Annotated in this window: 22 protein-coding genes and 1 pseudogene; 8 read left to right on the top strand and 15 right to left on the bottom strand. The window is 69.2% G+C overall.

The window, feature by feature from the left end; all coding sequences use genetic code 11:
* Nucleotides 1-15: 15 nt before the first annotated feature.
* Entirely contained in the window at nucleotides 16-933 is a 918-nt protein-coding gene (locus ACOZ38_RS21335) for a zinc-binding dehydrogenase (RefSeq protein WP_424532945.1), read from the top strand.
* Nucleotides 934-1,046: 113 nt separating this feature from the next.
* On the opposite strand, the gene ACOZ38_RS21330 is transcribed toward ACOZ38_RS21335, so the two are convergent.
* Complete coding sequence (locus ACOZ38_RS21330) at nucleotides 1,047-1,688, bottom strand: hypothetical protein (RefSeq protein WP_424532944.1); 642 nt, start codon at nucleotides 1,686-1,688, stop codon at nucleotides 1,047-1,049.
* Between the two features lie 73 nt (nucleotides 1,689-1,761).
* Nucleotides 1,762-2,229 carry an NADPH-dependent FMN reductase gene (locus ACOZ38_RS21325; protein ID WP_424532942.1) on the bottom strand — a complete coding sequence of 156 codons (468 nt, stop codon included), beginning with the start codon at nucleotides 2,227-2,229 and terminating at the stop codon, nucleotides 1,762-1,764.
* On the opposite strand from ACOZ38_RS21325, the gene ACOZ38_RS21320 reads away from it, so the two are divergent.
* From ACOZ38_RS21320 to ACOZ38_RS21305, 4 genes and pseudogenes are all read left to right on the top strand, one after another.
* A complete protein-coding gene (locus tag ACOZ38_RS21320; RefSeq protein ID WP_424532941.1) occupies nucleotides 2,110-2,571 on the top strand; it encodes a helix-turn-helix domain-containing protein in 462 nt (153 codons plus the stop codon). The genes ACOZ38_RS21325 and ACOZ38_RS21320 overlap by 120 nt on opposite strands.
* Nucleotides 2,568-2,885 (top strand): TetR/AcrR family transcriptional regulator C-terminal domain-containing protein, encoded by a 318-nt coding sequence (locus ACOZ38_RS21315; RefSeq protein WP_424532939.1) that lies wholly within the window; start codon nucleotides 2,568-2,570, stop codon nucleotides 2,883-2,885. The genes ACOZ38_RS21320 and ACOZ38_RS21315 overlap by 4 nt, the downstream gene beginning before the upstream one ends.
* 18 nt (nucleotides 2,886-2,903) lie before the next feature.
* A pseudogene (locus tag ACOZ38_RS21310) lies at nucleotides 2,904-3,284 on the top strand (aldo/keto reductase); the annotation flags it as partial.
* Between the two features lie 79 nt (nucleotides 3,285-3,363).
* A complete protein-coding gene (locus ACOZ38_RS21305) occupies nucleotides 3,364-3,639 on the top strand; it encodes an aldo/keto reductase (RefSeq protein ID WP_424532937.1) in 276 nt (91 codons plus the stop codon).
* Nucleotides 3,640-3,934: 295 nt separating this feature from the next.
* On the opposite strand, the gene rox is transcribed toward ACOZ38_RS21305, so the two are convergent.
* Nucleotides 3,935-5,359 (bottom strand): rifampin monooxygenase, encoded by a 1,425-nt coding sequence (gene rox / locus ACOZ38_RS21300; RefSeq protein ID WP_424537063.1) that lies wholly within the window; start codon nucleotides 5,357-5,359, stop codon nucleotides 3,935-3,937.
* A gap of 624 nt (nucleotides 5,360-5,983) precedes the next feature.
* On the opposite strand from rox, the gene ACOZ38_RS21295 reads away from it, so the two are divergent.
* Nucleotides 5,984-6,838, top strand: coding sequence for an SAM-dependent methyltransferase (locus tag ACOZ38_RS21295; RefSeq protein WP_424532935.1), 855 nt, complete (start codon nucleotides 5,984-5,986; stop codon nucleotides 6,836-6,838).
* A gap of 162 nt (nucleotides 6,839-7,000) precedes the next feature.
* Here the strand turns inward: ACOZ38_RS21295 and ACOZ38_RS21290 are convergent, their stop codons facing one another.
* The 3 genes from ACOZ38_RS21290 to ACOZ38_RS21280 all read right to left on the bottom strand — a co-directional run bounded on the left by ACOZ38_RS21290 (nucleotide 7,001) and on the right by ACOZ38_RS21280 (nucleotide 8,563).
* The gene (locus ACOZ38_RS21290) at nucleotides 7,001-7,186 is read right to left on the bottom strand and encodes a hypothetical protein (protein WP_424532934.1); all 186 of its coding nucleotides are present in this window, start codon (nucleotides 7,184-7,186) and stop codon (nucleotides 7,001-7,003) included.
* A 186-nt stretch (nucleotides 7,187-7,372) separates the two neighbouring features.
* Nucleotides 7,373-8,029: a helix-turn-helix domain-containing protein gene (locus tag ACOZ38_RS21285; RefSeq protein WP_424532932.1), complete on the bottom strand. Its 657-nt coding sequence runs from the start codon at nucleotides 8,027-8,029 to the stop codon at nucleotides 7,373-7,375.
* Nucleotides 8,030-8,134: 105 nt separating this feature from the next.
* A complete protein-coding gene (locus ACOZ38_RS21280) occupies nucleotides 8,135-8,563 on the bottom strand; it encodes an arsenate reductase ArsC (protein WP_424532930.1) in 429 nt (142 codons plus the stop codon).
* 336 nt (nucleotides 8,564-8,899) lie between these two features.
* Here ACOZ38_RS21280 and ACOZ38_RS21275 point away from each other — a divergent pair, with 336 nt between their 5' ends.
* Nucleotides 8,900-9,187: an ArsR/SmtB family transcription factor gene (locus ACOZ38_RS21275; RefSeq protein WP_424537062.1), complete on the top strand. Its 288-nt coding sequence runs from the start codon at nucleotides 8,900-8,902 to the stop codon at nucleotides 9,185-9,187.
* On the top strand, nucleotides 9,184-10,272 hold the full coding sequence (arsB, locus tag ACOZ38_RS21270; protein ID WP_424532929.1) for an ACR3 family arsenite efflux transporter: 1,089 nt from the start codon (nucleotides 9,184-9,186) through the stop codon (nucleotides 10,270-10,272). The genes ACOZ38_RS21275 and arsB overlap by 4 nt, the downstream gene beginning before the upstream one ends.
* Nucleotides 10,273-10,425: 153 nt before the next feature.
* Here the strand turns inward: arsB and ACOZ38_RS21265 are convergent, their stop codons facing one another.
* From ACOZ38_RS21265 to ACOZ38_RS21225, 9 genes are all read right to left on the bottom strand, one after another.
* Nucleotides 10,426-12,216, bottom strand: coding sequence for an FtsX-like permease family protein (locus ACOZ38_RS21265; RefSeq protein WP_424532928.1), 1,791 nt, complete (start codon nucleotides 12,214-12,216; stop codon nucleotides 10,426-10,428).
* A gap of 5 nt (nucleotides 12,217-12,221) precedes the next feature.
* Nucleotides 12,222-12,959 (bottom strand): ABC transporter ATP-binding protein, encoded by a 738-nt coding sequence (locus ACOZ38_RS21260; protein ID WP_424532926.1) that lies wholly within the window; start codon nucleotides 12,957-12,959, stop codon nucleotides 12,222-12,224.
* Nucleotides 12,956-13,468, bottom strand: coding sequence for a PadR family transcriptional regulator (locus tag ACOZ38_RS21255; RefSeq protein ID WP_424537061.1), 513 nt, complete (start codon nucleotides 13,466-13,468; stop codon nucleotides 12,956-12,958). The genes ACOZ38_RS21260 and ACOZ38_RS21255 overlap by 4 nt, the downstream gene beginning before the upstream one ends.
* A 354-nt stretch (nucleotides 13,469-13,822) precedes the next feature.
* Nucleotides 13,823-15,172, bottom strand: a complete 1,350-nt coding sequence (locus ACOZ38_RS21250; protein ID WP_424532925.1) for a molybdopterin-dependent oxidoreductase — start codon at nucleotides 15,170-15,172, stop codon at nucleotides 13,823-13,825.
* Between the two features lie 76 nt (nucleotides 15,173-15,248).
* Entirely contained in the window at nucleotides 15,249-16,472 is a 1,224-nt protein-coding gene (locus ACOZ38_RS21245) for a Dyp-type peroxidase (protein ID WP_424532923.1), read from the bottom strand.
* A gap of 449 nt (nucleotides 16,473-16,921) precedes the next feature.
* On the bottom strand, nucleotides 16,922-17,260 hold the full coding sequence (locus ACOZ38_RS21240; protein WP_424532921.1) for a DUF1697 domain-containing protein: 339 nt from the start codon (nucleotides 17,258-17,260) through the stop codon (nucleotides 16,922-16,924).
* Nucleotides 17,261-17,333: 73 nt separating this feature from the next.
* Nucleotides 17,334-18,104, bottom strand: a complete 771-nt coding sequence (locus tag ACOZ38_RS21235) for an alpha/beta fold hydrolase (RefSeq protein WP_424532919.1) — start codon at nucleotides 18,102-18,104, stop codon at nucleotides 17,334-17,336.
* On the bottom strand, nucleotides 18,001-18,399 hold the full coding sequence (locus ACOZ38_RS21230; RefSeq protein WP_424532917.1) for an epoxide hydrolase N-terminal domain-containing protein: 399 nt from the start codon (nucleotides 18,397-18,399) through the stop codon (nucleotides 18,001-18,003). Before ACOZ38_RS21230 ends, ACOZ38_RS21235 begins: the two co-directional genes overlap by 104 nt.
* Entirely contained in the window at nucleotides 18,396-19,094 is a 699-nt protein-coding gene (locus ACOZ38_RS21225) for an alpha/beta fold hydrolase (RefSeq protein ID WP_424532915.1), read from the bottom strand. Before ACOZ38_RS21225 ends, ACOZ38_RS21230 begins: the two co-directional genes overlap by 4 nt.
* Nucleotides 19,095-19,140: the final 46 nt, after the last annotated feature.

The raw sequence follows: 19,140 nt of genomic DNA, 5'->3' as shown, positions 1-19,140 counted from the left end.
GGCAAGGAGACCTTCATGGACATGCGCGCGCTCATCGTCGACCCCGGTGTGCCCGGCGCACTGCGCCTCGGCGAGGCCCCGGAGCCCCGGCCCGAGCCGCATCAGCTCGTGCTGGACGTCAAGCACATCTCGCTCAACCGCGGCGAGGTGGCGTTCGCCGGCCGGCGGCCACCGGGGACCGTGCACGGCTACGACGCCGCCGGTGTCGTCGTGCGCGCCGCGGCCGACGGCACCGGGCCGGCCGAGGGCGCAAGGGTGGCGGCTTTCGGCGCGGGCGCGTGGGCGCAGAGGATGGCCGTGGACACCACCGCGGTGGCCGAGGTCCCCGGCCAGGTCGACCTCGCCGACGCCGCCGCGCTGCCGATGGCCGGCATCACGGCGCTGCGCACGTTGCGCTCCCGCTCCATCCTGGGCAGGCGGGTGCTCATCACCGGGGCCGCCGGCGGCGTCGGCCGTTACGCGGTCCAGCTCGCGGCACTGGGCGGCGCGCACGTCATCGCGTCGGTGGGGTCGGCCGCCCGCGCCGGCGGCCTGGCCGGGCTGGGCGCCCACGAGGTGGTGGTGGGCCTGGAGGGCATCGACCGGCCCGTCGACCTCGTCCTCGACACCGTGGGCGGGCCGCAGCTCGCCGCCGCCTGGGCCCTCCTGGCCCCCGGTGGCCACGTGCAGAACATCGGCTGGGCGTCGGACGAACCGGCGGTGTTCGCGCCGTACTCGCTGTTCTCCATCGGCCCGGCCAAGACGATGAGCACGTTCGGCGACGTCACCGAGGTCGGGCCCGACCTCGCCACCCTCCTCGCGTTCCTCGCGGCCGGCCGCCTCTCGCCGGAGGTCGACTGGCGCGGCCCCTGGGACCGCGTCACCGAGGCCGCCCAGGCCCTCCTCGCCCGCCGCATCGCCGGCAAGGCCGTCCTGGACGTGGAACCCGCCTGACCGATGACGATCCATGCCTGTCCGCATCGGCGTAATCTGGCGGACCGTGGCCGTGCCGTCCGGTCTGCGGTTCCTCGCCCGCTATGCCCAGGACTACGCCTACGCCGGCGTCCCTACGGCCTGCGTCGTCTGGAATTCCGCCATCCGGCGAAGGCTAGGACGAGGACTGCCATGGCCGTCGCGGCGTAGATCCAGAGCGGGGCCGGCCGACCGGCGGAATCGCCGGAACGCGGGATGGCGGCGGTCACCGGAGGGCGTGTCGCCGCCCCGAGAGCGGTGATGAGCCCGGTCGCCAGAGGTTCCCCGCTCTGCGTCCCGTCCTCTGGGCGCAGGGGGTCCCCACCGGGACGGACCATGCGGTTCCCGGCGCACAGGGAGGTGTGCAGGGCCACGCCGGGATCGACCGCCAGAAGGCCGGACTCGCCCGTGGAGGCGAACACCAGGTACCGCGACCCGGTGAGGAAGTGGTACCCGCACGAGGCCTCGTCCGCGTTGGTGGCCACCTCGAACCCGGCGCTCGCCTGCCCCTTGTAGACCTGGTCGGCACGGAAGGTGTAGATGATCGGCGGCCTGGGACCGAGAGGATCGCCTTCGAGCTGCCGGGCGGACACCAGCGTCCCGGTGAAGACGGCGGCCGACGTCCTGACCAGCTCCGCCGGCTCCCGGGTAGCGCAGTCGCAGGCGCACGCCGTGCCCGGAGCGGTCACCAGGGTCGCGGTGACGAAGAGCAGGACGAAAAGCAGCCGGAGTCTCATGCCCTCATGACGTACACCTCCCTGGATGGGTTCGACGGGGGAGTGGCGGACGTTGAAGAGCGGGCCTCGGGCGTCACGCCCGTACCGCTTCCGGCCCGGCGCTCGCGGTGGCGCCGCGCAGGGGCTTGAGCGCCTGTGACCAGGCGATGACCTCGTCCAGCATCTCGACCAGGGCCGGCTCCTGGTGCTCGCCGGGGGTGATCACGCCGGGCTCGGCCGGATCGGTGATCTCGAAGTCGGTGAACGCCGACAGCGCGACCTGCGTGCGCACGTTGGCCACCCGCAGTTCGGTCATCGTCAGCCGCAGGTGCTCCACGGCGCGGACGCCGCCGGCCACGCCGTGACTGACGAACCCGGCCGCCTTGTCGTTCCACTCCGCGAACAGGAAGTCGATCGCATTCTTCAGCGCGGCCGGGGTGGAGTGGTTGTACTCCGGGGTGACGAAGACGAACCCGTCGAACGAGCCGATCGTCGCGGCCCATCGCGCGGTGTGCGCGTTGCGGTAGTCGCCGAACAGCGCGGGCGTGGGCTCGTCCAGCATCGGTGGAGGCCCGAGGTGCCCAGGAACGAGACGGCGGGGACGCGCCCGCGCGGGGGGCTGGCGGACAAACGCAGGGCGATCCTCGCCGGGGCTCTGACGGTGTTCGCGCGCGACGGCTACACCCGCGCGACCACCGAGGCGATCTCGGCCCAGGCCGGCGTGTCGTCGCGCACCCTCTACAACCACTTCCAGGACAAGGCGCGGCTCTTCAAACCGTCATCCAGGAGAGCGCCACCAGGGTCGCCTAGGCCCAGGTCGCCATCATCGACCGCCATCTGCGCAAGGTCACCGACCTCGAACCCGACCTCATCGAGTTCGGCCGGGCCTTCGCCACGCCGATGACCGCCGAGCACGCCGAGCACTTCGCCCTGGTCCGGCAGATCAACGCCGAATCCGGGCACATCCCGCAGGCGGCGATCGAGGCGTGGCAGGAGACCGGCCCGCTACGGGTCCGCCGCGAGCTGGCCGGCCGCATACGAGAGCTGGCCGATCGGGGACTGCTCCGGGCCGAGAACCCCGATCGGGCGGCCGTCCACCTCATGCTGCTGATCTCGGTGGCCAACCCCTCCTACCTGGGCGCGGTCCCCGGAGAAAAGGAGATCGACGAGATGGTGACCTCCGGCGTCCGCGCCTTCCTGCACGGCTATCTGCACTGAGACGACAAGGACCGGCGAATGCGCTACAGACTGCTGGGGCAGACCGGACTACGGGTCTCCGAGCTGTTCCTCGGGACGATGACCTTCGGCGAGCAGGGAGGCGGCACGCCGCTGGGGGAGTGCCGCCGCATCCTCGACCTGTACGCCGACGCCGGCGGCAACGTCGTCGACACGGCGAACTTCTACGGCGGCGGTCAGAGCGAGACCGTCCTCGGTGAGCTTCTTACGGGCCGCCGCGATCGCTTCGTCGTCGCGACCAAGTACTCCGTGTCGCGCGACGGTGGCGACCTGAACGCCGCGGGCAACCACAGGAAGAACCTCACCCTGTCGCTGGAGGCGAGCCTGCGGCGACTGCGCACCGACTACATCGACCTGTTCTGGGTCCACCTGTGGGATCGGCACACCCCGGTGGAGGAGACGATGCGGGCGCTGGACGACGCCGTGCGCGGACGCGCGCGAGCAGGCCGCCGTACGGGCCGTGCGGGAGGTCGCCGACGAGATGGGGGTCACGCCCGCGCAGGTGGCCATCGCCTGGACCCGGGCACGCTCGCGGGTGGTCCACCCGATCATGGGCCCGAGGACCCCCGAGCAGCTCAAGGACAACCTCGGCGCCCTCGACGTCACGCTTCCCGAGGACGCCGTACGGCGCCTGGAGGCGGCCACGGAGTTCACCCTCGGATTCCCCGGCGACTTCATCGCCACGGTGAGCCCGGAGGTGTTCGGCGACGCCTACGACAGGCTCGACGGCAGGTGAGAGACCTCCGCCGCGCGCGGCCCGGGCCACGCGCGGCGGCCGGGGAGCTCTGGCGGAAGTCGTCCGCGTGCTCCCTGGCCCACGAGCGGAACGTCCGGGCCGGTCGCCCGAGCAGGTGTTCCACGGTGCCGGCCACCCGCTCGGGCGAGTCCGGCCTGGCCGTCACCGCTGTACCCGCTCGGCCTCCGCCCGGGTCTCGGTCAGAGTCTTGTGCACGACGCCGGCCGAGACCTTCACCCCGGCGGCAATGGTGTCGCGGATGTGCGACGGCGCCTCCAGCAGCGCGGGCCGGTCGTCAGTTGGCGGGCTTGCCGAACCAGCGGGAGAGGTGGTCGTCCAGATCCTGCTGATCGTCGCCGATCCAGGCGACGTGGCCGTCGGGGCGTAGCAGGACGCACGGAACATCCAGTTCCGCAGTGGGATCCGCGAGGTAGTCGACCCGGTCTGACCAGCCGCCGATGGTCAGGCGTTCGGTGCGGTCCAGCAGCAGGCCGCGGCCGCGATGCAGCAGACCGTAGAGGTGGCCCTGTTTCACGTCGATGTCGCGCAGGCGGCGGCCGAGCAGGTCGGGGCCTTCGCCGAAGTCGTAGCGGATGCCGATCGCGGCGATCTTCTCGATCAGATAGCGGTTCACCTCGTCGAAGTCCATCAGTTCGGTGAGCAGCCTGCGCACGGCCTGCGGGCCCGGTTCGGTGGACAGCAGTTCCATCTGGGCGCGGGTGTTGTCCAGCACGTCCTCGGCGACCGGATGACGTTCGGCCTGGTAGGTGTCCAGCAGTGTCTCCGGCGCCCAGCCGCGGATCTGTGCGGCCAGTTTCCAGCCGAGGTTGAATGCGTCCTGAACGCCCAGGTTGAGGCCCTGTCCGCCGATGGGTGGATGGATGTGTGCCGCATCGCCGGCCAGCAGCACCCGTCCGACCCGATAACGTTCGGCCAGCCGGGTGGCATCCCCGAAGCGGGACAACCAGCGCGGGGAGTGCACGCCGAAATCGGTTCCGGCGATGGTACGCAGCTGTTGTTTGAAATCCTCGAGGGTGGGCGGTTCCGCGCGGTCGCTGACTCCCGCGGCGGGGACCACGACGCTGTGGACTCCACCGCCGAAGGGCCGGAGCCAGAATGGCTGATGGGTCTCGCGGATTTCGGTCACCTTGGCGGTGATCTCCTCCTGCGGTGCACCCACTTCCATCTCGCCCATCAGCGTCTCGGTTCGCGAGGGCTCGCCAGGGAAGCCGACGCCGAGCAGTTTGCGCACCGTACTGCGCCCGCCGTCACAGCCGACGAGATAGCGCGAACGCAGCTGTTCCCCGTCGGCCAGTTCGACGGTCACACCCTCGTCGTCCTGCTCGAAACCGGCGACCGCGCAACCGCGCCGGACCTGCGCACCAAGTTCGATCGCATGTTCTTCGAGCAGATGCTCGATGACCGGCTGCGGGATGCCCAGCAGATAGGCGTGCGCGGAATCCAGGCCCTCGGGCGCGGGTTTGGGGATGGCGGCGAAGAAACCGCCGGCCGGACGCTGTCTTCCGTGTTCGAGAATGCGATCCAGCAGTCCGCGCATCGCCATCAGCTCGAGACTGCGAATATGCAGACCGACTATGCGGACGAACGACTTGGGCTCGGTTTCCTTCTCCAGAACGAGTACCCGCACGTCGTGCAGTCGCAGTTCGGCGGCCAGCATCGCGCCAGTCGGCCCGCACCCGGCAATGATCACATCGAAGATGAGGGGCGCGCGATCGGCGCCGGAGGCCGGCGACCAGAGAACTCCGGGGACGTCGCCCACCGTGGAGTCACGCTCGACCCTGTCGTTCGACGGCGGCTCGGCGGTGACCTGCTGAGAATGCATAGGTGTTGCCTTTCGGGAGTGCCTTGTTGGCGAGGCGCTCCCGGCGACACCTACGTCAATCGCCCGACCATGACGGGAAGGGGGAGCACCCACATCGATACAGCGTTCATGGGTCTCACCTCCTAGAGCGGTGTCACGGTCAACTGCAAGCTACAAGCCCGAACATCATCCCGTCCAATCCTTTCCCAGCCACGTGATCACGACTGCCCGTGCGGTTGCAGGGCGAATCGGGAGTGGCGGCCCGGCTGATCCTGGCCGCCCCCGAGGCGGACCGGATCTCGGCAGGCGCACGACACCCTGCCTGACCGTGGTTGAGGGCCAAATCGCGCCATACGCCCGAATTTGAAGGTTATGATCTACTTTGTAAAGGGCGTGACTTTTGTGACCTCATACAGAAACGAACACCCAAAACCAGCGCCCGCAGGGGAGCCAGCCGCAAGTCCGGCTCTCGCGTAGGGGCGTAACCTCCCAGCAGAGACACCGTGAGGTAGGGAGTTACCGATGGCCGACGACCGCAACCCCTTATCCGAGCCCGATGATTCCGCGCGGACATCGGACGCCGCGAACAGGTTGAACGCGGCACGCATCAACACCGCCGTGCCGCATTCGGCGCGCATCTGGAACTACTTGCTGGGTGGGAAGGACAACTACCCCGTCGACCGCCTGGCGGGTGACAAGGTAAGCGAAGTCTTCCCCGGCATGGTGGACATCGCCCGACATTCCCGGCACATGCTCGCTCGTACCGTGCGCTTCCTGGCCGGTGAGGCGGGCATCCGCCAGTTCCTGGACATCGGCACCGGACTGCCGACCGTGGACAACACCCATGAGGTCGCCCAGCGGGTGGCGCCGGAGTCGCGCATCGTCTATGTGGACAACGACCCCTTGGTTCTCGTGCACGCCCAGGCGCTGCTCACCAGCACGCCTGAGGGTGCCACCGACTACATCGAAGCGGACGTACGCGATCCCGAGCTCATCCTGGAGGCGGCCGGGAAGACGCTGGACTTCAGCCGGCCGACCGCGCTCATGCTGATGGGGATTCTGGGCCTGGTCAGCGACTACGACGAGACGCGTTCGATTGTGAACCGGTTGATGAGCGCTCTGCCCTCGGGCAGCTACCTGGCGCTCTACGACGGCGCCGACACCGACCCCGCGTACGTCCAGGCCATGCGACGTCACAACTCGGGAAGCGGCGTGGTTCCGTACACTCCCCGCAGCCCGGAGCTCATCGCCGGGTACTTCGAGGGTCTTGAGCTGCTGGAGCCCGGGATCGTGTCGGTGACGCGGTGGCGGCCGGACCCCAACCCGTGGGGCGCTCCCGAGGTGGCCTGCGCCGGCGGGGTCGCGCGCAAGCCCTAGCCAGAGCGTCCCGCATGTCGGGCCGAGGCGATCTTTTCGGGCCGAGGCGATGCCCCGCGGAGTCGAGACCGCGGGGCATCGCCTCGGCCCGAGCGTCAGGCCGCGACGGTGAGTGCGAACGGCGCCATTCCCGGCGCCGCAGAAGGGTGGGCACGAGCAGGGTCACTTAGGTGGCCGGGGCAGTGTCACGGCGGACACGACGCCGAAAGCCGCTCCGCATAGGGCCGCGATGAGCAGTCCGTCGACGAACTGGTACATGACGGCGGCCCAGATGACCGCTGCGATGGCTGCCCAGATCAGACGGTGGTTCGCGGACCACTGCCACACGGCGAGCAGGCGACCGATCATGGCAGTCTCCGTTCGGCCGCTCGGGCGGTGAGTTTCGGGCGCGGCTGGAATGCTCAAGGAGATCATCCTTCCGGTAGGGCCTCGAGATGTGTCGTTGACCGTAGGGCTGGCCGCCGTGCCTGCGGTCTGTCCTGGAGTGGTTGGTCGACGCCAAGGTCTTGGAGTCCGCGGGGCACAGGCATGGCGTTATTCCTGTGGGGGGTGGATGGCCGAGGCCAGGCGGTCGACCCGGCTGTCGAGATCGGCGAAGGCGCGTTCGAAGGCGTCGGGGGTGCCGGCGAGAACGGGGTCGGGCACCGACCAGTGCAGGTGATCGTCGTGCCCGAGCTGCTCGTGGGCGTTGTCGCAGACGGCGATCACGAGATCTCCGGGACGCGCGACCTGTTCGAGATGGACGGGCCGGGCCTTGTGCAGCCTCAGCCCGTGGCGGCGGGCGACGGCGATCGCGTCCGGGTGCACCGCGTCGGCGGGCTGGGTGCCGGCGGACGCTGCGGGCACCGTGCTCTTTCGGGCCCATAGCGCGGCGGCGATCTGTGAGCGTGCCGAGTTGTGCGTGCACAGGAACACCACCCGGGGTGCCTGCCGCTCGCTGACCGGCAGCAGGCCGTCGAGCGTGCCGGGGACCAGGCGCAGGTAGGTGCGCCGCCGGTCACCTTCCGAGCGGCACCGCTCCACCAGGCCGGCCTCCTGCAGGATGTTCAGGTGGTGGGCGAGCAGGTTGGTGGGCAGACCGAAATCTCGCCCGATCTCCCCGGGAGAGGCGTCGGCCAGGGTCAGCCGCTCGACGATCGACAACCGGGCCGGGTCGCCGAGTGCCGCGTGCACGCGGGCTCGCGTCCGCACCGAGGAAGACCAATCAATGTTCATTGACTCAATACTCTTTGACACGGTTTGCCGCGTCAAGTGGCCGGCGTGCATGGGTATCCGCGGCAGGTGCACGCCCGTAGTTCAACGGCGGGACCCGGAATGTGCCGTCGGCACGAGCTCGGCGAGGAGTTCCTCGACCCGGGTGTGGATCTCGTCGCGGATGGGGCGTACGGCGTCGATGTCTTGGCCTGCCGGGTCGTCCAGCTTCCAGTCCTCATACCGTTTGCCGGGGAAGATGGGGCAGGCGTCGCCGCATCCCATGGTGATGACCACGTCGGAGGCCTGGACAGTCTCAGGGGTGAGGACTTTGGGCTGCTCGCCGGTGATGTCGATACCGATCTCGGCCATCGCCTCGACGGCGATCGGGTTGATCGTCTCAGCGGGTGCGGAGCCGGCGGACCGCACCTCGATCCGGTCACCGGCAAGGTGGGTGAGCCATCCGGCGGCCATCTGGGAGCGCCCGGCGTTGTGGACGCAGACGAACAGAACGCTGGGCTTGGTGGTGCTCAATCGAAATCCCTTCCGCGGGCGTGGGCATGTGGCCCTCCCGGGCCTCGCACCCTCACCCAGAAATCCACTCATCATTCATTGACTCAAAATCTATTGAGTCGTCCGGCTACTGTCAACTTATGGCCGAGTCCTAGGGGTGGCCCCAGATGCCCAGCCGCCCAGATGCCGCTCGTGCCTTGTGGTGGCGCTGTGACCGGACGGTCTCGGAGCAACTCGAACGGCCGGCCTGCGGACCGGTCCCATGGCGGGCGATACCTAGGGGGCCGGCGGCTGGCAGGTGTCGGCAGCCGTGGGGCAACGTATCATTGTGGCGTGATATCAGTTGTGAGTGATACGTTGCGGGTCCTGGCCGATCCCTTGCGTCTGCAGATCATCACTCTGCTGGCCACGGAGTCGCTGTGCGTCTGCCATCTCGCCGAAGAGACCGGCGCCAAGCAGACCAACCTCTCCAACCACCTGAGGGTGCTACGTCGGGCCGGATTGGTGGAGACCGAGCCGTGCGGTCGCTTCACCTACTACAAGCTCCGCCCCGCCACCGTGGAAGCCCTCGCCGCCTCACTGGGCGAACTGGCCGCAGCTGCCTATGAGACCGCTACCGCTGAGAAGAAGAGGCCCTGTACGTGATCGTCGAACCGACCACCGCCTCCCAGCCCGGCCTGGTGGGCAGGTTGTCCACCTTGGACCGCTTCCTGCCGGTGTGGATCATCGCCGCCATGGCCATCGGCCTCGGGCTTGGGCGAGCCATCCCCGGCCTCAATGACGTGCTGAGCAAGGTCGAGATCGGCGGAGTCTCCCTGCCCATCGGCCTCGGCCTGCTGGTGATGATGTATCCGGTGCTGGCCAAGGTCCGGTATGACCGCCTGGACACCGTCACCGGGGACCGGCGCCTCATGGTCTCCTCGCTGGTGCTCAACTGGGTCGTCGGCCCGGCGCTGATGTTCGCCCTCGCCTGGATCTTCCTCCCCGATCTGCCCGAATACCGCACCGGACTGATCATCGTCGGCCTGGCTCGCTGTATCGCGATGGTCATCATCTGGAACGATCTGGCCTGCGGCGACCGCGAGGCGGCCGCCGTCCTGGTCGCGCTGAACTCGGTGTTCCAGGTTCTCGCCTTCGGCGTGCTCGGCTGGTTCTACCTTGACGTCCTGCCGGGATGGCTGGGCCTGCAGACCGATAACCTGCACTTCTCGGTCACCAAGATCGTCATCAATGTGCTGGTCTTCCTCGGCGTCCCGCTCCTGGCGGGCTACCTCACCCGCCGTACCGGTGAGAAGGCCAAGGGCCGCGACTGGTACGAGACCAGATTCCTGCCGAAGATCGGCCCCGCGGCACTGTACGGGCTGCTGTTCACCATCGTCATCCTGTTCGCCCTGCAGGGGAAGACGATCACGAACCAGCCCGCAGACGTGGTACGCATCGCCCTGCCGCTGCTGGTGTACTTCGCCGTGATGTGGGGTGGCTCCTTCGCCCTCGGCCGAGTCATCGGTCTGCCCTACGATCGCACCGCCACCCTGGCCTTCACCGCGGCCGGCAACAACTTCGAACTCGCCATCGCGGTCGCCATCGCCACCTTCGGCGTCACCTCCGGGCAGGCGCTCTCAGGTGTTGTCGGGCCTCTGATCGAGGTCCCCGTCCTGGTGGCCCTGGTCTACGTCTCCCTGGCCTGGCGCAAGAAGTTCACCTCGTCGGTGGCGGAGGCGGCCCGCTGACGTCGTGGCCTGGGAATCGGCGGTAGGCCCGAGGCTTCGGTGAGGAGAGTCGAGGCGCCCCTCGGTCGCCTCGCGCAGGGCTTCCTTCACCGCGTACCCGTGCAACGGCCCATGCGCTGAGCGCTGCTGCCGACGCCTGCTGAGCGGGGCCGATCACGCTGTTTCGGCGCTGAGGGCCTGCGCCACGGGCCGGCGGGCCGCCAGGCGTGCGGGCAGGGCGGTGAGTGCCGCCGTCGCCAGGAGAGTCGCGAGTGCGGCGCCGAGCAGCCAGGAGGAGGGGGGTTCGGTCCACTTCCCGAGAGCGAACATCGAGCACAGGCCGATGCCCAGGGGAACGCCGATGATGGCGCCGGGCAGGCTGGGCAGGAGCTGGGCGGTGGACAGCCCTGCGGAGATCTGCCCTGGGGTGGCGCCGAGCGTACGTGCGATGGCCATGTTCGCCCGGGCCTCTATGGCAGTGGTCCAGGTGAACGTGATGGTGTTCACGACGGCGAGTGCGATCAGCAGGATGGTGACGGCGAGCATCAGCCGGCGGTCGTGCTCGCCCCGCAGGTTGGGCAGGGCGGAGGAGCCATCCAGGCCGTAGCCCCTCTCCGGCTGGGCGTAGAGGGTCAGCACGGCGACGATCGCGATCACTGTGGTGGCGGTGGAGCACGCTTGCAGTACGGCGCGGCCCGGTCGGCGGGCGGTCAGCCGCAGCCCGAGCAGCAGCGGCGTGGGCAGCAGCGCGGACAGCGCGGTGAGCCAGGGGCGGTGACGGGGCTGGTGCGCGGTGGCGGCCAGCGCCGTGACGGTCGCCGTACGCATGGCCCGCAGCGTGGGACGCAGCGTGGACAGCACCGCCACCGCCACGGCGAGGACGGTCGCCGTGGCAACGGTGGCGCCCCCGGGCCCGACCGCGTCGCCGATCCGGCTGGCGGTGGGGCTGGCGATGGCGGGCACGGTCAGGCGGGCGATCACCAGCCCCAGCGCGTCGCCGACCAGCGCCAGCGCCAGGTACTCGGTGAGCAGGACGGTGGCGATCAGACCCGGGGCGGCGCCGACGGCCTTGAGCAGCCCGGCCCGGCGCGTCTGCTCGACGGCGCGTCCCGCGGCCAGCGCCGCCACTCCGGTGATGGCCAGGAGGCTGAGCAGCCAGCTGCCGACGACCAGGATCGGCTGGCTGTCCCTGAGGATGACCATGTCCTGTTTGGCGGTGAACTGCCAGGAGTGGAAGTTGATCCTGATGGGGGAGACGTGGTGGGCGTCGCGGAATACCTCGGTGGCGGCGGGGTCGCGCAGCTTGAGGTCCAGGGCCATGGCCACCGGGAGATCTTGGGACGACGCCAGGGCCCGGGCATCTGATCGGGTCATCCAGGCCAGGCCGCTGTAGTCGCTGGGGCCGCCGTACGGGCCGATCTGCGCCGCCCAGGGGTAGATGGAGGTGGCCGCGGTGACGGCGATCCCGACGACGGGGTACGACCGGCCGGCGATGGTGACGTGGTCGCCGACGCCGACGCCCAGCGCGGTGGCGAAGCCGCGTTCGAGGACCGCGCCGCCGGAGCGTACCCAACGCCCCGAGGTCACCAGCGGCCGGTTGACCGCGCCGGGCTTCTCGGCGAAGCCGTGCACCACCACTGGGGACGAGGTGGAATCGCGCGTGGTGAGGTCGGCGTAGACGATGCGATAGGGGCCATGGCGGGCGATCACTTCGGGAGCGTCCGCCAGCGAGGCCAGGGCCGAGGTCACGGCGGGGCCCGTGTCGCCGGAGAGTGCCACCACGTCCGGCCCGGCGGTGGCCGCGCGGGTCTGCTCGTACAGCGCGTCGTTCACGCCGTGCAGGGATAGGCCCAGGACCATCGTGGCGGTGGCTATGGTGACCGCGAGCAGGAGCATCGCGGCCTGGACCTTGTGCCGGCGCACGTCAGCCAGCACCAGGCGCACGACGAGCACGATTGAGCCCATGACGTTCAGCCCTCCAGCCCGATCAGCCCGCCGAGCCCGCGCGTGTGGGAGCCGGTCAGCCGGGTGTCGTCGACGAACATCCCGTCGCGCATCGAGACCAGCCGGTCCGCGGTGGCCGCCACCCGCTCGTCATGCGTGACGATCACGAAGGTCTGTCCCGCGGCACGCAGTTCCTCGAAGATTCGCAGCACGTCGAGGGTTGCCGCGGTGTCGAGGTTGCCGGTGGGCTCGTCGGCCAGGACGATCAGTGGGTCGTTGGCCAGGGCGCGGGCGATGGCGATCCGCTGGCGCTGCCCGCCCGACAGTTGCGACGGCAGGTGCCGGGCGCGCGCGGCGAGCCCGACCCGTTCCAGCAGCAGGCTCGCGCGCCGCCTGGCCTGGCGGCGTGAGCGCCCGGCCAGCAGCGCGGGCAGCTCCACGTTCTCGGCCGCCGACAACTCCTCCACCAGATGGAAGGCCTGGAAGATGAACCCCACCGACCGGCGCCGCATGCGCGCCAGAGCTCGCTCGCTCAGTGTGTCGATGCGCCGCCCGGCCATCCACACCTCTCCATCGGTAGGCCGCTCCAGGCCACCCAGCAGGTGCAGCAGAGTGGATTTCCCGCAGCCGCTGGGCCCCATCACCGCCAGCATCTGTCCCTGAGGCACCTCCAGGTTGACCTCGTCCACCGCGCGGACCCGGCTCTGCCCCTGACCATGCGTCTTCACCAGGCCGCAGGCCCGGACCGCACTTGACACGTTCATTCACCCTCGACTTCGTCATCGACCTTGGACCAGGCCCGCTCACAGGCATCCAGCCAGCGCAGGTCCGCCTGCAGCCGCAGCACGACCCCTTCCAGCAGCAGGCCGGCGGGTGATCCCGCCGGCTCGGCCAGAGCCGCGTGTTGCGCCTCACGCAAGCGGCGCAGCAACTCACGGCGCTGCGCCGCCACGAGCTCCACCGGGTCGGCCAGCCGGGCCGCGGCGGCCGCGGCGAGCTTGAGATGGAACTCCGCCAGGTCCGGTTTCGGCCAGCCCACCTCGGCCAGCCAGGCGGCCACCCGCTGCTGCCCGGCCGGCGTCAGCGCATACACCTTGCGCTCCGGCCGCTCAGGCAGGCCATCCGCCCGCTCGCAGACCACGAGCTCCGCTCTTTCCAGTCGGGCCAGGGTCACATAGATCTGACCGGGGTTCATCGACTCGCCCAACGGGCCAAGACTCCGCCGCAGCCGAGCGCGTAGACCGTATCCATGCGTCGGCTCTTTGGCGAGCATCGCCAGCACTGCGTCCTGCACTCCATCCCCCTAACGGCTAGCCAATAGATAGCGGTTAGCCATAAGAGGTGTCAAAACGCTACACCTGGCGGTCTCCTGGACTGGCCCGCCGCCAACTGAGGGATGGCGGGAAAGGCAGACGTAATGGGACGGACCGGTCGACCCGTCCCGGCGATGACGGTGAACCCGCGTGGAATGCTCCATGGTTCTCATGAACCGGGGGGAGCGATTCCGAGAGCAGACCGCTGGTCGGCCTGCTGCTTGCCCCGGTCACGCCCACCCCTGAACAGGAGACGTGTTGCGTGCGGAGTCGTTGTCAGTAGTTCGCGCGGAGCGTCACGGGGTTCGTGCTTGTCATGGCATGTCGCTGTCTGGGACCACGATCAGTTCCAGTGGGTAGTGCCCGTTGTAGCCGAGGCCGTGCTGGTTCCATACGACGTCCTCCGGGCGGGGCTGGACGTTGCCGGCCTTGTCCTTCGCGCGCGACATCACGCGGTACTGTCCCGGTTTGACCGCTGGCCACGGCACCTCGAAGCGTACCCACATGTAGGGTTCGGGCGTGCTGAGCAGTCTCGCCGCACGCCATGGCATCTCGGTGACCCATCGCCCGGGTGAGGCCAGTTTCTGTACCGAGACGTCGACGCGGTCGATCGCGCCGGATCCGGACCAGGCCCGTCCGCGCAGGGTGATGTCGCCGGGATACAGGGTGATCTCCGGGTCGTGCTCGATGGCGCTGCGGATGGGGCTGACGATCAGGGGGACCGGCTTGGGATAGGCGGGACCGGTGAGCACGTGTCTTGTCTGCAGGCCTGTCGGCGGAATGTGATGCTTCGACACCTCGATCTCGCCGAGCCACTTGACGTAAGTGACAGCGCTCCATCCCGACAGCAGCAGGCGGAGCGGGTAGCCGTGGTCGACGGGCAGCTCCCGTCCGTTCATGCGGTACACCAGCAGGGTGTCGTCCCTGAGCACCTTGTCGGCGGGGGCGACCTGGGAGTAGTGGATCCTGCCGCCGGGGAAGCTCCGGTTGACGATGACGTCCAGGCCGATGAACTTCACGTCCACCGGCGATTCGGCTCCGGCCGCCGCCAGTACGTCCTTGGCCCGAACCCCCGTCCACTCGGCGGCCCCCACCGCACCGAAGTGCCATTGGGTGTAGCCGACCGGAAGCCAGCGATTGTCGGCTCCGCCGGGCGGCAGCTTGGGGAAGAAGGCGGCGCAGTTGGCGCCGCAGTCGATCGTACGCTTCAGCGTCACCGACGGCATTGCCAGCAGCTCGTCGTAGGTGAACGACCGGGGGTGGGTGAGCGCGTCGCCGGTGAGCTTGAGCCGCCAGGTCCGGCGGTCGATCTGTGGAGGGCGGGCCCTGTTGTGGATGTACAGCCGGTCGTTGGGTGTCAGCTCTCCGTGTCCCTCGGGTTGGCCGCTGAGGGGCGCCCGGCCGACCGGACCCCACTTCATCTCCTCCGAGCCGTTCTCCCGGTGAACGAAGTACCAGGACGGCGTCGGCTGAACGACGAAGTTCGTCGCCTCCGTGGACGGAGGCGCGGCCGTGCCGGCGGCGGAGGACCCTTCGCCGACGAGGAACGGCGCCGTGGCGCCTGCCACCGAGCAGGCCAGGAACCGCCGCCGCGAGCACTGTGCCGTCGATGGGCTCTCCTGGAGGGCGTCGTCCTCGCCGCGGTCCGGTCGGTTCGTCACCATGAGCACCTACCTGATCAGTACAGATGCGGCCATTGGCTAACTATTGGGATATTTACTCTCCTGTGGAGTCCGCGAGTCAGCTCAACAGGGCGCGGGCGTAGTAGTCCTGGTCGTTGGTCACGCCCGGGAGGGCGAAGAAATAGCCGCCACCGGTCGGGGTGATGTAGGGGACGAGCATCTCGTTCTCCAGCCGCCGCTGCATCTCGACGTAGGTGCGCAGTTCGCGCTGGAAGCAGCAGAAGGCGTGCCCGGCGTCCATGTGCCCGTTGACGTCGGGGGCGCGCATGTACTGGTAGCTGCGGCGCCAGATGTGCACCGGCGGCACCTTGGCCGGGACGTACGGGTTGGGCGCTGCGAAGCGGGAGTCGGTGGTCTGCGGGTTGGCGAGGCGGACGTGGGAGTTGAACGGCATCACCGCGCCCGCAGGGTCATAGACCACCGGCGAGTTCTCGTCGGTGCCGCCGTTCAGCGGTACGCCGGTGGCCTTGTGCCGGCCGATGATCCGCTGCTGCTGTTCGATCGGCACCCGGTTCCATTTGTCCAGGTCGAACCGGACGATGCGGACCACTTGGTAGGTGCCGCCGGTCGTCCAGGACGGCTCGGGGGACGGCGGGTGGACCCAGACGAACTTGTCGATCCGCCCCTTGACGTCGGTCAGGAAGTGATTGGCCACGTCGTCGTGGAATCCGAGCAGATCACGTGGAGTGCCGCTCGGCCGCTGCGGGCTGCGGAATCCGTCGATGCGCCACCGCTGCCGCATCAGGCCCTCGGTACGCGTGTGCAAGTCGATCAGCGCGTTCACCAGCGAGTCGGAGTGGTTGGCGCAAAGTTGCAGCAGGAGATCGCCGTGGCATTCGGCCGGGTTGAGGGCGTCGTGGGCGAATGCGGTCATGGGGACCAGTTCGACGGGTTTGCGGCCGGACAGCCCGTAGCGATCGTCGAACAGCGAGGACCCGACGGCGACGGTCATGGTCAGCCCGTCGGGTACCAGGGTGCTGCCGAGAAGACCGGAACCCGAGGAGCCCTCGGCGGGTCGCGCGGGGCCGCCGCTGGTCAGGAAGCGGGCGCGAGCGGTCAGGACGCGGAACAGTTCGGTGAGCTCCCGGCGGTTGCCGGCCGTCACGTCGTAGGTGACGAAGATCCCTTGCTGCTGCGGCGCGCGCGGCGGAGTCGTGATCCCGGACTGGTGGACCCCGTGGAAGGGTACGACGTCACCGGCGATCGGAGAGCGCTCCCGGGCGTCCCGGACCGGCTTGCCGGCCGCCGCGCCGATCAGCCCGGTGGCCAGCGTCCCTCCCATGAATGAGCGCCGAGAATATGAGTGGGACATGCCCTCACGCTAAGAAGCTCACGATCACCACGCAAGACGCGGACCTGCGATTTTGGTGGCCAATTGCCGTGTATGGGGGGTCCTGGTAGCGAGGGATGATGGGCATGGGGCGCCGATATGACCCCTTTGGGTGGCGCATCACCGGCTGTGACGGGAGTGCCGCCCTCAGCTGGACAGCCCATGTCCTCTGCGTCGAGTTCGCCATGTTCCTGGGGGCGCCAGCACGGGTGCGGGCCCGGCGGCCAAGTCGGTCACCAGCGTGGTAATCGGGTCCAGCCGAGATACGGGTAACACCGGCCATGAGTCGATCTTGACGCCCGTTTCCGCAGGCAGGCGTACGGTTAGCGGTCAACCGTGATCAGCTTGAGGGCGTCTTCCTTGTCCTTGTCGGACGGCAGGCTGTACCGGCGGGTGGTCTCCTACCGGTTGTCGAAGAAGGTGAAGGTCTCGCGATAGGTGTGTTCGTCGCCGGTGCCGGTGAAGGGGGCGCGCTCGAGGATCGCCGCGAGCTGGTCGACAGGACGCACGAACACGGCGTCGTCGTAGCCGCTGACCGTCAGCAGCAACGGTCCCGCCCGGTTCACCACCTCGCGGGGCGAGGTGTCGCCGACCTCGATCAGGACCGTCCCGTTCGTCTGAAACGACCGTGCCGACGACGCCCCGGCGGCGCGCAGCGTGTCTTCGAGCATCGCCCGGGTGGGGCTGTTCGGGTGGCCCAGGTTCATGTTCCGGTAGAAGGCGACGAACGCGGCCGGCATGCGCTTGTTCCCATTTGTGTTCCCAATCGGGTGAAGACCACCGGTGCTGCGGCCGGTGCGCTTGCGGGCGACGTCATCGGCGGAGGGTGAAGAACATGCGGAGGTCGTCGGCGAGGAGTTGGGGTTCCTCTTGCGCGGCATGGTGTCCGCCTTTGTCGTAGGTGTTCCAATGCACGATGGCGCTGTGGTCGCGTTCGGCGAGCGGGCGGATGGAGGGGAAGAAGTCGTCGGCAAAGCAGGCAAGGCCCAGCGGGATCGATGACGGTCCGGCAGGCGGCCTGTTGCCGTGGTAGCCGGTCAGGGCCGAGCTGCCAGCGGTGTCGGTCAGCCAGTAGATGGCGGCGTTGGTGAGGATGTAGTCGTCGCTCACCGCGTCGCCGAACAGCTGCAGGTTCCAGGCCAGCTGGCCGGCCGGGGAGTCGGCGAGCGCGTGCGCCAGGGTCTGCGGCTGGGTGGCCTGGAGGGCGAGGTAGGCGCTCCGGCCGGCCATGAAGCGTTCCAGGGCGGCCAGTTTCGCCCGGTCGTCCGGTCCCAGCAGGGCGCGCTCCGCCGGATCGGCGGAGGGAAGGGAGAAGATCTGGGTGACGTGCACCCCGACGACGCGGTGCGGATCCAGGCGTCCGAGCTCGATGGAGATCATAGAGCCGACGTCGTTGCCGTGCGCGCCGTAACGCTCGTAACCGAGCCGGCGCATCAGCTCCGCCCACGCCGCGGCGACGCGGCGGCGGTTCCAGCCCGGCTCACGCGGTACGCCGGAGAACCCGAAGCCAGGCACTGAGGGGATTACAAGGTGGAAGGCGTCGCTCAGCCGGTCGATCAGCGGAAGGAACTCCACGACCGACATGGGCCAGCCGTGAGTGAATGAGCGGCAGGGCGTCCGGCCGGGCCGAACGGATGTGCAGGAAGTGCACGTCAAGCCCGTCGATCTCGGTCAGGAACTGCGGATGGGCGTTGATCCGCCGCTCCCAGGCGCGCCAGTCGTAGCCGTCGCGCCAGTACTCGACCAGGTGCCGGACGCGGTCGGCGGGCACGCCGAGGCCGCGCCCGGGCAGCGGGCGGGTGAAGCGGGTCGCGGCCAGTCGGGCGGCCAGGTCGTCCAGGGTCCCTTGCGGAATCTTCACCCGGTACGGCTGCATCATGACCGGGCCACCTCGTCCAGCACCCGGGCTAGCGACTCCGGTTCGGTGATCATCGGCCAGTGCCCGGCGTCCAGCGTGATCACGTCGAGGCCCGGCAGGCGCGGCGGTCCGCCCGGGTCGGCCGCGCAGGCGATGTAGGTGCGGGGCAGCCTCCGCGCCGCGCTGAGGTCGGCCCGTGCCGGATCTTGGTAGGTGCCGATCGGCTGGCCGGCGCCGCGTGCCCGCAGCCAGGCCCGGTCCTCGGGGGTGAGCCCATGCTCGCCGAAATCGGCGTCGATGACCTCGTCGCTCATCACCGGGATCCACCCGTCCCGGACGGTTTCCATGATCGCTTCGACGATGGGCGCGGGCGTGCTGTCGAACAGGCTCTTGCCCGCCTCGGGCAGGAGCGCAGCGAGGTAGACCACGTGGGAGATCCGTTCGGGAATCGTGTTGGCGGCGATCGTGGCGGGGGCTCCGCCGTAGGAGTGCGCCACGAGTACCACCTCGCGCAGCCCGGCGTACTTGATCGCGGCCGTGATGTCCCGGGCATGCGTGGTGAGCGTGGTGTCCGACGAGCCCAGATGCGCGCGGTCGCCGAAACCGGTGAGCGTCAGCGGGTGCACCTGGTGGCCGTACGCGGTCAGCAGCGGTGTGACGCGCTCCCAGGCCCATGCGCCGAGGAACGAACCGCCGACAAGAACGATGGTCGACACCGGGTCGACTCCTTTCGATCGATCTCTTACCGGCGCAAGGCTAGGG

It is taken from the genome of Sphaerisporangium viridialbum (assembly GCF_049674955.1).
GTDB classification, from domain to species: Bacteria; Actinomycetota; Actinomycetes; order Streptosporangiales; family Streptosporangiaceae; genus Sphaerisporangium; species Sphaerisporangium viridialbum.
The sequence above is the reverse complement of the archived record's forward strand: the minus strand, read 5'-3'. Positions and strand labels throughout refer to the sequence as shown.